General features: G+C 67.8%; 10 protein-coding genes. 9 read left to right on the top strand and 1 reads right to left on the bottom strand.

Features of this window, described 5'->3' with window-relative positions; all coding sequences use genetic code 11:
- Positions 1-515 precede the first annotated feature (515 nt).
- The 9 genes from AC5YGJ_RS17040 to AC5YGJ_RS17000 are packed head-to-tail and all read left to right on the top strand — an operon-like array spanning position 516 to position 12,900.
- Positions 516-2,147 carry a TldD/PmbA family protein gene (locus AC5YGJ_RS17040; protein WP_496187216.1) on the top strand — a complete coding sequence of 544 codons (1,632 nt, stop codon included), beginning with the start codon at positions 516-518 and terminating at the stop codon, positions 2,145-2,147.
- Between the two features lie 30 nt (positions 2,148-2,177).
- Positions 2,178-3,812: a TldD/PmbA family protein gene (locus AC5YGJ_RS17035; protein WP_496187215.1), complete on the top strand. Its 1,635-nt coding sequence runs from the start codon at positions 2,178-2,180 to the stop codon at positions 3,810-3,812.
- A 21-nt stretch (positions 3,813-3,833) separates the two neighbouring features.
- A complete protein-coding gene (locus AC5YGJ_RS17030) occupies positions 3,834-5,168 on the top strand; it encodes a TldD/PmbA family protein (RefSeq protein ID WP_249842317.1) in 1,335 nt (444 codons plus the stop codon).
- On the top strand, positions 5,168-5,875 hold the full coding sequence (locus AC5YGJ_RS17025; protein WP_496187214.1) for a DUF4159 domain-containing protein: 708 nt from the start codon (positions 5,168-5,170) through the stop codon (positions 5,873-5,875). The genes AC5YGJ_RS17030 and AC5YGJ_RS17025 overlap by 1 nt, the downstream gene beginning before the upstream one ends.
- A 16-nt stretch (positions 5,876-5,891) precedes the next feature.
- Complete coding sequence (locus tag AC5YGJ_RS17020; protein WP_107231377.1) at positions 5,892-6,875, top strand: AAA family ATPase; 984 nt, start codon at positions 5,892-5,894, stop codon at positions 6,873-6,875.
- 7 nt (positions 6,876-6,882) lie between these two features.
- A complete protein-coding gene (locus AC5YGJ_RS17015; RefSeq protein WP_496187213.1) occupies positions 6,883-7,779 on the top strand; it encodes a DUF58 domain-containing protein in 897 nt (298 codons plus the stop codon).
- On the top strand, positions 7,776-8,897 hold the full coding sequence (locus tag AC5YGJ_RS17010; RefSeq protein WP_496187212.1) for a BatA domain-containing protein: 1,122 nt from the start codon (positions 7,776-7,778) through the stop codon (positions 8,895-8,897). Before AC5YGJ_RS17015 ends, AC5YGJ_RS17010 begins: the two co-directional genes overlap by 4 nt.
- Positions 8,894-11,062 (top strand): hypothetical protein, encoded by a 2,169-nt coding sequence (locus tag AC5YGJ_RS17005; RefSeq protein WP_496187211.1) that lies wholly within the window; start codon positions 8,894-8,896, stop codon positions 11,060-11,062. The genes AC5YGJ_RS17010 and AC5YGJ_RS17005 overlap by 4 nt, the downstream gene beginning before the upstream one ends.
- Positions 11,059-12,900, top strand: a complete 1,842-nt coding sequence (locus AC5YGJ_RS17000) for a hypothetical protein (protein ID WP_496187210.1) — start codon at positions 11,059-11,061, stop codon at positions 12,898-12,900. The genes AC5YGJ_RS17005 and AC5YGJ_RS17000 overlap by 4 nt, the downstream gene beginning before the upstream one ends.
- Here the strand turns inward: AC5YGJ_RS17000 and AC5YGJ_RS16995 are convergent.
- Positions 12,874-13,500, bottom strand: coding sequence for a hypothetical protein (locus AC5YGJ_RS16995; RefSeq protein WP_496187209.1), 627 nt, complete (start codon positions 13,498-13,500; stop codon positions 12,874-12,876). The two genes, AC5YGJ_RS17000 and AC5YGJ_RS16995, sit on opposite strands and share 27 nt — an antisense overlap.
- Positions 13,501-13,513: the final 13 nt, after the last annotated feature.

Genomic DNA, 13,513 nt, shown 5'->3' with positions numbered 1-13,513 from the left:
CATGTAAGCTCGGTCGCCGCATCCATGCGGCTCACGCCCCCGCAACCGGACCCACCCCGCCTTCGACAGTTGGCTGCGTTCTGTCAGGACAGCTATTGGGGTCAGATCCGTTTTCCGAAGGAGAACGGATCTGACCCCATTTTTATGTATCGATATCTGACAGATGTGTCGACCAAGGTCGACACCCACCAACAGCACACGGAATCTGACAGAGGCGGGACGGTGTGGGTGGGCAGGACCGTTGGCGCCATGGATCGCGCCATCGAGCCCCCATGGACGGGTTTACGGCGTGTCCTGCCCACCCACACCGCCCCGCCATCCCACGGATAGCCTGCTTTTGACGTTGACGTTGCCCTGGCTTGAAGCAGGTGCAGGGCTGCAAGCCCTGCCGAAACCCTCCCCACCCATGACTGCAGTCACTTGCCCGGACGCCCCGCGCTGGCGAAAGTCGAGCAGTTGACGTGATCGGTCCGGCGCGTTGCCAACCGCACGCAAGCGAGAGAGAGAGAAACGCTGTGCAACGACGTGAGTTCCTGGCTGTATCCGGTCTGGGCCTGGCGGGCCTGCTGCTGCCGCATTCCCGTGCCATCGCCGCCGAACAGCTGCTGGCCCCGGTCGACAGCGCCCAGCGCCGGCGCCTGGCCGAGGTCGCCCTGGCTGCCGCGCGCAGCGCCAAGGCCAGCTACTGCGATGTGCGCATCGGCCGCTACCTCAACCAGTCGGTCATCACCCGCGAACACCAGGTCGGCAATGTGACCAACCGCGAATCGTCCGGCGTGGGCGTGCGGGTGATCGTCAACGGGGCCTGGGGCTTTGCCGCCACCCATCAGCAGAGCGAAGCCGCCGTGCGCGCCGCGGTCGAGCAGGCGGCCGCCATCGCGCGCGCCAACGCCGCTATCCAGACCCGGCCGGTGCAGCTGGCACCCACGCCGGCGGTAGGCGAGGTGCGCTGGCAGACGCCGGTGCGCAGGAACGCCATGGCGGTGCCGATCCAGGACAAGGTCGAGCTGCTGCTGGCACTCAATGCCGCCGCGCTGAATGCGGGCGCCGACTACATCAATTCCACCCTGTTCCTGGTCAACGAGCAGAAGTACTTCGCCTCCAGCGACGGCTCGTTCATCGACCAGGACATCCACCGCATCTGGCTGCCGTTCACCGCCACCGCCATCGACAAGGCCAGCGGCAGGTTCCGCACCCGCGCTGGGCTGTCCTCGCCGATGGGCATGGGCTACGAATTCCTCGACGGCGATGCGCGCGGCAAAGTGCAGCTGCCCGGCGGCATTACCGCCTACCGCGATTCCTACGACCCGGTCGAGGACGCCATTGCCGCCGCCCGCCACGCGCGCGAGAAGCTGAAGGCGCCCTCGGTGAAGCCCGGCAAGTACGACCTGGTGCTGGACCCGTCCAACCTGTTCCTGACCATCCACGAGAACGTCGGCCACCCGCTGGAGCTGGACCGCGTGCTCGGCTACGAAGCCAACTACGCCGGCACCAGCTTCGCCACGCTGGACAAGCGCGATGCCGGCTTCCGCTGGGGCAGCGACATCGTCACCTTCTTCGCCGACAAGACCCAGCCGGGCAGCCTCGGCGCGGTCGGCTACGACGATGAAGGGGTGAAGACGCAGCGCTGGGACCTGGTGCGCGACGGCATCCTGGTCGACTACCAGGCCACCCGCGATGAGGCCCATATCCTCGGCCGCGATGCGTCGCACGGCTGCAGCTATGCCGATTCGTGGTCCAGCGTGCAGTTCCAGCGCATGGCCAACGTTTCGCTGGCACCGGGCCGGACGCCGCTCAGCGTGGAGGACATGATCAAGGACGTGGAAAACGGCATCTACATCCACGGCCGCGGTTCGTACTCGATCGACCAGCAGCGCTACAACGCGCAGTTCGGCGGCCAGCTGTATTACCAGATCAAGGATGGAAAGATCGCCGGCATGGTCGAGGACGCGGCCTATCAGATCCGCACGCCGGAGTTCTGGAACGCCTGTACCGCCATCTGCGACGAGCGCGATTTCCGCCTCGGCGGTTCGTTCTTCGATGGCAAGGGCCAGCCGGGCCAGGTCTCGGCGGTATCGCACGGTTCGTCCACCACCCGCTTCAACGGCATCAACATCATCAACACCGCGCGCAGTCTCGGCGCATGAGCCACCCATCCTTCGACATGGAGAGCAGCCTTGCAAAGACGTGACTTCCTGGCCCTGACCGGGCTTACCGCGGGCGGGCTGATCGTGCCCTCCTTCTTCGGCAAGGTGATCGCCGCCGAGCAGCTGCAGTCCAGCCTGGACCTCGGCCTGAAGAAGCGCCTGGCCGACGCCGCGCTGCAGGCCGCACGCAGCGCCGGCGCCACCTACTGCGATGTGCGCATCGGCCGCTACCTGCGCCAGTTCGTGATCACCCGCGAAGACAAGGTGCAGAACGTGGTGAACACCGAGTCGACCGGTGTGGGCATCCGCGTGATCGTCAACGGCGCATGGGGCTTTGCTGCCACCAACGCGCTGAGCACCGCCGACGTGGCCCGCGCCGCGCAGCAGGCCGCGGCGATCGCCAAGGCCAATGCCGGCGTGCAGACCGCGCCGGTGCAGCTGGCCAAGGCGCCGGGCGTGGGCGAGGTGAGCTGGCGCACGCCGATCCGCAAGAACGCGATGGAGGTGCCGATCAAGGACAAGGTCGGCCTGCTGCTGGACGTCAACGCCGCGGCGATGGGCGCCGGTGCCAGCTTCGTCAACTCGATGCTGTTCCTGGTCAACGAACAGAAGTACTTCGCCTCCACCGACGGCTCCTACATCGACCAGGACGTGCACCGCATCTGGGCGCCGATGACGGTCACCGCCATCGACAAGGCCAGCGGCAAGTTCCGCACCCGCGAAGGTCTGTCCGCGCCGATGGGCCTGGGCTACGAATACCTGGACGGCGCGGCCAGCGGCAAGGTGCTCACGCCCAACGGCGTGGTGAACTACGGTTCGTCCTACGACATGAAGGAAGACGCCATCGCAGCGGCCAAGCAGGCGCAGGAGAAGCTGAAGGCGCCGTCGGTCAAGCCCGGCAAATACGACCTGGTGCTCGACCCGTCGCATACCTGGCTGACCATCCACGAGTCGATCGGCCACCCGCTGGAGCTGGACCGCGTGCTCGGCTACGAGGCCAACTACGCCGGCACCAGCTTCGCCACCCTGGACAAGCGCGAGCAGCATTTCCAGTACGGCAGCGAGCTGGTCAACATCTTCGCCGACAAGACCCAGCCGGGCAGCCTGGGCGCGGTCGCCTACGACGACGAAGGCGTGAAGTGCAAGCGCTGGGATCTGATCAGCGACGGCAAGCTGGTCGATTACCAGACCATCCGCGACCAGGCCCACATCCTGGGCAAGACCGAGTCCGATGGCTGCTGCTACGCCGATTCGTGGTCCAGCGTGCAGTTCCAGCGCATGGCCAACGTGTCGATGGCGCCGGGCAAGAAGCCGCTGAGCGTGCCGGACCTGATCAAGGACGTGGAGAACGGCATCTACATCATCGGTGACGGCTCGTTCTCGATCGACCAGCAGCGCTACAACGCGCAGTTTGGCGGCCAGCTGTTCTACGAGATCAAGAACGGCCAGATCACCCGCATGCTGGAAGACGTGGCCTACCAGATCCGCACACCGGAATTCTGGAATGCCTGCACCGCCGTGGCCGACGAGCGCGACTACCGCCTGGGCGGTTCGTTCTTCGACGGCAAGGGCCAGCCGGGCCAGGTCTCGGCGGTCTCGCACGGTTCGTCGACCGCGCGCTTCAACGGCATCAACGTCATCAACACCGCACGCAGCCTCGGCTGACCGGTCAGGAGCCCTTACACCATGAGTATCTTCACCGAAGCCCAGGCCAAGGCCATCCTCGACAAGGTCATCGCCCTGTCCAAGGCCGACGAGTGCACCGCCGTGCTGGCCGGCGCGATCAGCGGCAACATCCGTTTCGCGCTGAACAATGTTTCCACCAGCGGGATTGTCGACAACACCGAACTGGCCGTCACCGTGGCCTTCGGCAAGCGCGTGGGCACCGCCTCGATCAACGAGTTCGACGACGCCGCGCTGGAACGCGTGGTGCGCCGTGCCGAAGACCTGGCCCGCCTGGCGCCGGAAAACCCGGAGTTCATGCCCGCCATCGGCAAGCAGAGCTACCGCGCCAGCCCGACCTTCAGCGAATCCACCGCCGCGATCGATCCGGCCTTCCGCGCCAAGGTCGCCGCCGATTCGATCGCACCGTGCCGTGGCAACGGGCTCATTGCCGCCGGCTTCCTCGAAGACGGCCAGGGCTTCCAGGCCACCGCCAACAGCAACGGCAACTTCGCCTACCAGCGCACCACCAACTTCGATTACACCTGCACCGTGCGCACCGAAGATGGTCGCGGCTCGGGCTGGGTCGGCCGCAACCTGAAGGACGCCGCCGACTTCAAGGCCGAGCAGGACATCCGCATCGCCATGCGCAAGGCCACCGAATCGGCCGAAGCCAAGGCGCTGGAACCGGGCAAGTACACGGTGATCCTGGAGCCGGCCGCGGCCGCCGGCCTGATCAGCTTCATGATGAATTTCTTCAGCGCCCGCTCGGCCGATGAAGGCCGCAGCTTCCTGTCGAAGAAGGGCGGCGGCAACAAGCTGGGCGAGCAGGTCTACGATCCCCGCGTGACCATGTTCGCCGACCCGTGGCACCCGGATGCGCCGGTACTGCCGTGGGACAACGACGGCTTGCCGCGCGAACGCATGGCCATCATCGAGAACGGCAAGGTGGCCAACCTGGACTACTCGCGCTTCTGGGCACAGAAGCAGGGCAAGACCGCCAAGGCCTCGCCGGGCAACCTGCTGATGAGCGGTGGCGAGAAGAGCACCGCCGAGCTGGTGCGCGGCACCCAGAAGGGCATCCTGGTCACCCGCACCTGGTACATCCGCATGGTCGATCCGCAGACCGTGCTGCTGACCGGCCTGACCCGCGACGGCACCTTCTACATCGAGAACGGCCAGATCAAGCACCCGGTGAAGAACTTCCGCTTCAACGAATCGCCGGTGATCATGCTCAACAACATCGAAGAGCTGGGCAAGCCGGTGCGTGTGGCCGGTGATGAATCCAGCTACGTGATGATGATCCCGCCGATGAAGCTGCGCGATTTCACCTTCACCTCGCTGTCCGACGCGGTCTGATGGATCGCCGGGCCTGCCTGCGCTGGTTGGCTGCTGCCGCTTCGGCGGCGGCGCTGCCGGCCTGGGCGCAGGCAGGCCCGCGCAGTTCGCGCTACGACTTCTGGTTCACCCGCCTGCAGTACGACTCCGGCGACTGGGACGTGGACGCGCGCATGCCGTCCAACCTGATCACCTCGCTGATCGACTACACCTCGCTGCGGGTGGACCCGAAGGAACATGTGGTGGCGCTGGCCGATCCGCGCATGCTGGAGGCGCCGTTCTGCTACCTGGCCGGGCACACGCTGGTCGAGTTCAACGCCGCCGAACGGCAGAACTTCGTGCGCTACGTGCGCAACGGTGGCTTCGTCTTCGTCGATGACTGCAACCATGACATCGACGGCCTGTTCGCCACCTCGTTCGAGGCGCAGATGGGCCGCCTGTTCGGCCCGAAGGCATTGCAGAAGCTGCCCAACAGCCACGCGCTGTACCGCAGCTTCTTCCACTTCCCCGACGGCCCGCCCGCCACCAGCTTCGAGCTCAACGGCTGGGGCGACGACCTGGTGCACGACTACCTGAAGGGCATCGACGTCGATGGCCGCCTGGGCCTGCTCTACAGCAACAAGGACTACGGCTGCGAGTGGGACTACGACTGGCGCAACAAGCGTTTCCTGGCCGAAGACAACACCCGCTTCGGCGTCAACATCGTGATGTACGCGTTGAACAATTGATAGGACCTGCACGCCCATGACCGCCCCCGACCTCGATTCCCTACTGCCGCGCCTGCACGATCTGCGCGCTGCGCTCGCACGTGCCGTGGTGGGCCAGAACACCGTGGTCGAGCAGCTGCTGATCGGCCTGCTGGCCGGCGGCCACTGCCTGCTGGAAGGTGCGCCGGGCCTGGGCAAGACCCTGCTGGTGCGCTCGCTTGGCCAGGCACTGGAACTGCAGTTCCGGCGCGTGCAGTTCACCCCCGACCTGATGCCCAGCGACATCCTCGGCACCGAACTGCTGGAAGAAGACCACGGCACCGGTCATCGCCATTTCCGCTTCCAGCAGGGCCCGATCTTCACCAATCTGCTGCTGGCCGACGAACTCAACCGCACCCCGCCCAAGACCCAGGCGGCGCTGCTGGAGGCGATGCAGGAACGCACGGTCAGCTACGCCGGCACCACCTATGCGCTGCCGGCGCCGTTCTTCGTGCTGGCCACGCAGAACCCGATCGAGCAGGCCGGCACCTACCCGCTGCCGGAAGCGCAGCTGGACCGTTTCCTGCTGCACGTGCTGGTGGATTACCCCAGCGAGGACGAAGAGCGGCAGATCCTGGAACAGACCACCGGCGGTGCCACCGACGCGGTACCGAAGGTGATGGATGCCGAGGCGGTGATCGCCTTGCAGGCGGCCGTGCGCCAGGTGCATGTCAGCCCCGATGTGCTGGCCTGGATCACCCGCCTGGTACGCGCCAGCCGGCCCGGCGACGGTGCACCTGCGGCGATCAACCAATGGGTGAAGTGGGGCGCCGGCCCACGTGCCGGGCAGTCGCTGGTACTGGCGGCGAAGGCACGTGCACTGCTGCAGGGCCGTTTCGCCGCCACCCGCGAGGATGTGCAGGCCCTGGCTGCGCCGGTGATGCGTCATCGCCTGCTGCTGTCGTTCGCCGCCGAGGCCGAGCAGAAGCGTGCCGACGACGTGGTCGCCGCCCTGCTTCAGGCCGTTCCGTTCCCGGGTTGATCCACGCGTGAACGCAGGTGCCCCGCTGACGTTGCCACCGGAACTGCGCGCGCGCCTGCGCCTGCTGCGGTTGCGGCCACGCTTGGCCAGCGGTGCCAGTGGCATCGGCCAGCACGCCAGCCGCAGCCGTGGTGCCGGCCTCGAATTCGCCCAGTACCGCGCCTACGAGCCCGGCGACGAACTGCGCCAGATCGACTGGAAGCTGTATGCACGCTCGGACCGCTTCTTCGTGCGCGAATCCGAACGCGAAAGCCCGATCACCCTCTGGCTGCTACTCGATGCCACCGCCTCGGCCGGCCAGGTTGATCGCGCGGCACCACAGCGCACGCGACTGGACCATATGCGTGGCGTGGCGGCGTGCCTGGTTGAACTGGCCCTGCAACAGGGTGATCGCTTCGGCCTGTTGGCCGTCAATGGCGACGGCCTGCAGCTGGTGCCGGCCGCGAGCGGCGCACGCCAGCGTGACCGCGTGCACCTGCAACTGCAGGCCCTGCAGGCGCGCGGCGTGTGGCCTGTGCCCGAACGCCTGCGCCCGCTGTGGGAACGCGTGCGCCCGGGCGATCTGCTGCTGGCCATCGGCGATGGTTTTGACGAAGCCGGCATCACGCTGCTGGAGCAGCTCGCCAGCGCCCGGCGCGAAGTGGCACTCCTGCAGATCCTGACCGCTGACGAACGCGATTTCCCCTTCGACGCCGGCCACCGCTTCCGCGACCCGGAGACCGGTGAAGAACTGCTGGGCGACGGTGCAGCGATCCGCGCGGACTACCTGCAGCGCTTTGCCGGCGCGCGCACCGCACTGCATGCGCGCCTGCAGGCCAGCGGCATCGCCAGCGCCACCGGTTGGCTCGACCAACCACTGGACCAGCCACTGCAGGCGCTGTTCGGCCGTGGGGGTGGCGCTTGAACCTGCTGTTCCCGCTGGGCCTGGCCGCGCTCGCCGCCTGGCTGCTGCCGTTGTTGATCCACCTCGCCCGCCGCCATCCGTATACACCGCTGGATTTCGCCGCGCTGCGCTGGCTGCGCGCGCAGATCCGGCCGCGCCAGCGCATCCGCTTCGATGACTGGCCACTGCTGCTGGTGCGGCTGTTGCTGCTGGCAGCCCTGGCGCTGTTGCTGGCGCGCCCCGCGCTGACGGGCCCGGCGGCGCCCCCCGCTGCATGGACGGTGGTAGCGCCGGGACTGGATGCCATGGCACTGCGTGGAAGGGCCGAGGATGGCAACTGGCACTGGCTGGCACCTGGCTTCCCCACCATCGACCAGGCGCCACCCGCATCAACCGCCTCCCTGCCCAGCCTGCTGCGCGAGCTGGACGCGCAGCTGCCCGCAGGAACGGTACTGACCGTGCATGTGCCCGATCCGCTGCCCGGCCTGGACGGTGCACGCCTGCAGCTGTCACGCGATGTGCAATGGAAACCGCACCCGCTTACGGTCACCACCGCGGCGGTTGCAGCACCCCCGCCGCGATTGCGCGTGCCTGCCGATGCACCCGGTGCCGCCCGGCATTGGCTGCACGCGCTGCAGCGGGCCTGGGCCGTGCAGGCGCCACCGGCACGGTTGGCGGCCGGTGCCCTGCCCGAACCCGGCGAGATCGGCACCTGGACCCGCAACGATGCGCTGCCACCGGCCTGGCAGGCGTGGCTGCGCGATGGTGGCACGGTACTGACCGCCGCCAAGCCCACCGCCGAGGCCGCGCTACTGCTGCGCAGCCCTGAAGGCACACCGCTGCTGTGGCAGCAGCGCATCGGCCACGGCCGCCTGCTGTCATTGCCCGGCGAGTGGGACATCGCCGGCAATCCCGCGCTGCGCGATCCCGGGCTGCCGCGTTCGCTGCTGCTGGCGCTGCACCCCCCGCCGCCACCGCGTCTGGCCGATGCGGCAGACCACGCGCCGCAGCACGCGGCATTGCCTGCGGCAACACCTCCGTTGCGCGAACCCATCGCCTGGCTGCTACTGCTGATCGTGCTGCTGTTCGCACTGGAACGCTGGATGGCCAGCAGCGCCCGCCGCAGGGTGCCTGCATGAGTACCCTGCAGCACGCCTGGCAGCGCGCACGACGACGACGCGCGCTCATCACCCTGCTGCTGGGCCTGCCCTGGGCATTGGCCGCCACGGTGCTGGCCCTGCGCCTGGCCGGCTTCGACCTCGCCTGTGTGGTCGGCACGGTCAGCCTGCTTGCCTGCGCGGCGCTGGCCACTGCGCGCGCGCGCCGGCTGGACCGGCAGTGGCTGCAACGCCAGCTCGATGGCAGCGGTGCCAGTGAGGACAGTGCCGATCTGCTGTTCGCCGACACCACCGCGCTCAATCCGCTGCAGCAGCGCCAGCGCACGCATGTGCTGGCGACGCTGCAACGTGCCATGCCGGAGCTTCGCCCGCGCTGGCCGCGCACGGTGCTGGCCGTGAGCTGGATCGCAGGCCTGGCCATCGCGCTGCTGGCACTGGGTTGGCCACACCCGGGCAACGGCCCCGGCGCGGCTGTCCCCGTGGTGCCAGGCACCTCCCTGCCCGCCGGCCCGTTGCGTCTGCAATCGAGCCGCCTGCGCATCGACGCACCGGCCTATACCGGCCAGGCCACGCTCACCCAGAACGCGCTGGATGCCAAGGTGCCCGCCGACAGCCGCCTGTCCTGGTCGCTGCGCTTTGACCGTGCGCCGATCAGGGCGTGGTTGCAGTTCCACGATGGTCGCCGCCTGCCGCTGCGCGAGCAGGACGGCCAATGGCAGGCCCAGGACGTGGCACGCGCGCCGGTGCTGTATCGCGTGGTGAGCGAACCGGCACTGGCCGAAACCCGCCTGCATCGGCTGGACGTGGTGGCCGATCGCGCGCCCAGCGTGCGCGTGCTGGAACCGGCTGCCAGCCTGGTACTGGGCACACCTGGGCAACGGCAATGGGCGCTGCGCTTCGAGGCCAACGACGATTACGGCGTGGCCGCACAGGCGACCCTGTCGATCACCACCACCCAGGGCAGCGGCGAGAACATCACCTTCCTCAAGCGCAGTGTCCGCCTCACCGGCAGTGGCGAGCCGAGCGCACGGCGCTTCGCGCATACCCTCGATCTGGCCGCGCTGGGTGCGCAGCCCGGCAACGATGTGATTGCCCAGCTGGAGGTGCGCGACAACCACGCACCGGCAGCGCAGGTGGGGCGCAGCAGCAGCGTGATCCTGCGCCTGCCCAGTACCGAAGTGGCACTCGGCGCCGAGCTGGAAGGCCGCATCAAGAAGACGCTGCCGGCCTACTTCCGCAGCCAGCGCCAGATCATCATCGACGCCGAGGCGTTGATCCGCCAGCAGCGCGGCCTGGGCGCCGAGGACTTCGTCAAACGCAGCGACGCGATCGGTGTCGACCAGCGCATCCTGCGCCTGCGCTATGGCCAGTTCCTGGGCGAGGAAAGCGAGGGCGCGCCCAGGCCACCGCCGACCAGCGACCTGCCTACCAGCGATGCGCCTACCGCAGACCGCCATGACGACGATCACGATCACGACCATGGCGCAGACGCCGGCGCACACGACGAGCATGGCCACGATCATGGCGGCAGCGCCGGCAACGCCGATACGCCGCCGGTGTTTGGCAGTGCCACCGATGTGCTGTCCGAGTACGGCCATACCCACGACCACGCCGAGGCAGCCACCCTGCTCGACCCGCAGACGCGCGCCACACTGAAGGCGGCGCTGGACCAGATGTGGTCGGCCGAAGGCGAGCTGCGCCAGGGCCGCCCGCAGCAGGCACTGCCGTTCGCATACAAGGCGCTGGGCTTCATCAAGCAGGTGCAGCAGGCCGAACGCATCTACCTGGCGCGGGTCGGGCCAGAGCTGCCGCCGATCGATGAAAGCCGCCGGCTGGGCGGTGATCGCGCCGGACTGGCCAGCCGCGAACTGCCGTTGGCCGCACGCACGCCGCCGGATCCGGCCATTGTTGAAGCCTGGCAGCGACTCGGCGACGACGCCGGCGCCCTTGATCTGGATGCACTGGCCGGCTGGCAGCAGCGCAACGCCGCCTACCTGCCCGACGCACTGGATCTGGCCGCCGCCATCGAACAGCTGCGCATCGAACCCGGCTGCGGCAACTGCCGTCAACGCCTGCGCGCGCAGCTGTGGCGTGCCCTGCAGCGACCGTTGCCACAGGTGATGCGGCGCAGCGCCGCCGATGCGATGGGGCAGCGCTATCTCGACGCGCTGGAGGCGCAGCCATGAACGCCTCCGGTTTGAACCTGTGGATTGCGCTGGCACTGGCCCTGGTCGTGGCCATCGCCAGCGTGCGCCAGTTGCGCGCACGCACGGCGCATCGTGGTCGGCCGTGGATCATTGTTGGATTGCAGGTCGTGGCTGCAACGTTGCTGTACTTCTGCCTGCTGCCACCGAGCCATCAGCAGCCTGCGGCGGGCCTGGTGGTGCTCAGCGCCGAGGCCGACAACGCCGGCGCGCTGCCGGCCAGCGACAGCCCGCTGCTGCTGTTGCCGGAGGCGGCCCCTGTGGCGGGCGGCCAGCGCGTGCCCGATCTGGCCACCGCGCTGCGCCAGCATCCGGCGTCCACGCTGACCCTGGTCGGTGCCGGCCTGACCGCGCGCGATCGCGACGCGGTGCTGCCCGGCGACGTGCGCTGGCAACCGGCGCCCGCACCGCGCGGCTGGATCGCACTGCAGCCCCCGGCCGATGTCGCCCCGGGCGCGCGCTTCGAGGTACAGGCGCAGGCGCGCGGCGTGGCCAACGCCAAGGCCGAACTGCTGGACCCGGCCGACAGCGTGATTGATCGCGCGGATCTGCCCGGTGACGGTAGCGTGCGGCTCAGTGGCGTCGCCCGCGCTGAAGGCCGCAGTGTGTTCCGCCTGCGCCTGCTCGATGCCAGCGGTCACGTGGTGGACACCGTACCGGTGCCGCAGCAGACGCTGCCAGCCGCACCGCTGCGCCTGCTGGTACGCGCCAGTGCACCGGGGCCGGAGCTGAAGTACCTGCGCCGTTGGGCCACCGATGCGGGCATCCGTGTGCAGGTGCAGGCCGATACCGGCGCCGGTCTCAGCGTCGGCGATGGCGCGGTGTCGCTTGATGCGGCCTCGCTGGCCCGCGCTGACCTGCTGCTGCTGGACGAACGCAGCCTGGCGGCATTGAGTGCAGCCCAGATGGCCGGCGTGCGCCAGGCGCTGCGCGATGGACTGGGCGTGCTGGTCCGCAGTGCCGGCGCACCGTCGGCCGGGGCGCGCCAACGCCTGCATGATCTGGGCCTGCCACTGCGGGGCGACGGCAGCAGCCGCGCCCTTGAACTTGCGGGCGACGGCGAAAGCACGATGCTGGCCGCTCGGCGTGGCCCGCTGGCCGCCGGCACGTTGCCAACCCGCGATGGCGAGGACGCCGACCGCAGCTCGCACAGTGCCACCCTGCCCGCGCTGGAATCACTGGTGCTGCAGGCACCGGGCAGCAACCCTCTGCTGCGGGACCGTGGCGGCAACACCGTCGGCGGCTGGCGCGCGGTTGGCAAGGGCCGCATCGGCCAGCTGCCAGTGACCGACAGCTGGCGCTGGGTGCTGGCCGGTCGCGATGATCGACATGGCGAACTGTGGAGCGGCGTGGTCGCCACGCTGGCACGTGCGCAGGCCAGCGGTGATGCGCTGTGGTCACCGCAGTCGATCGCCTGGGCAGGTGAGCGGCAAGCGCTGTGTGGGGTGCAGGCGCCGCTGCAGGTCTTCAACCCGCGTGGTGACAGCGTGCCGCTGATCGTCGATGGTGCGACATCGGCCCTGCGCTGTGCCGGCTGGTGGCCACGCGAAGCGGGCTGGCAGCGCCTGCGCTACTGCGACAGCACGGTCTGGCGTTATGTGTTCGACCCGAAACAGGCGCCGGCGCTGCATCGCCAGGCGCTGATCGATGCGACCGCGCAGGTATTGGCCGCCAGCACCCCCACCAACGTGCAAGGCAAGCAGCCAGTGCCGGGTTCACGCTGGCCGTGGTGGCTGGCCTTCGTGCTGTGCGCATCACTGCTGTGGTGGCTGGAGCGAAAGCTAAATAGTGGATTAAGCCCTTCCCTCGATCCTATCTAGTGCGGCATGCAAAGCGGACTTGAAGTGCAAAAAGCTTGGCATTGACATTTGATTGTGATCAAACCTTCGCTGCTCAATCCACTCGCACATATCGGCGGTTGTTGGCTCCCTTCCGAAGACATTCGCGAGGGTCTTTTTTAGTGGCTCCGGCGATGAGTCGTTTCCCGATTCGTCCTCCAGATATTGACAAGAGATGTATGGCTCCTCTTTCAAGGCGCAGACAAGCCATCCCTCTTGTTTTGGCTTTGGAACCATCGCTACACCGAAGCTATAATCAGCGTCAGCGAAACCACCCGCAATAGCTTCAGTCACTAAATCCCAGTGCCTCTGCGGCGATGAACTGGTTCCATCGGAATCCCTAAACATCACGGATAACGACGGAGCACCGACCTCTAACTCCTGCTCTTTTGCTATGCGCGCCAGAGTATTCGCATGCGTATAGTAGACGAGATATCCTTGGGGTCGCTTAACTCCGGGCAGCGATATTTTCCTTAAGGGATTTCTCTTTGCGCGATCTGAAAGGCTGACCCTTGAATGCCACTGAACCATGCTGCAACTAAAGGGCGAGTAATCGTATCGATCCTCAATGATCTGATCCACCAACATTGCCATT

The organism is Stenotrophomonas sp. CS3K5 (assembly GCF_059515225.1).
This window is presented reverse-complemented; position numbering and strand designations above follow the sequence as displayed.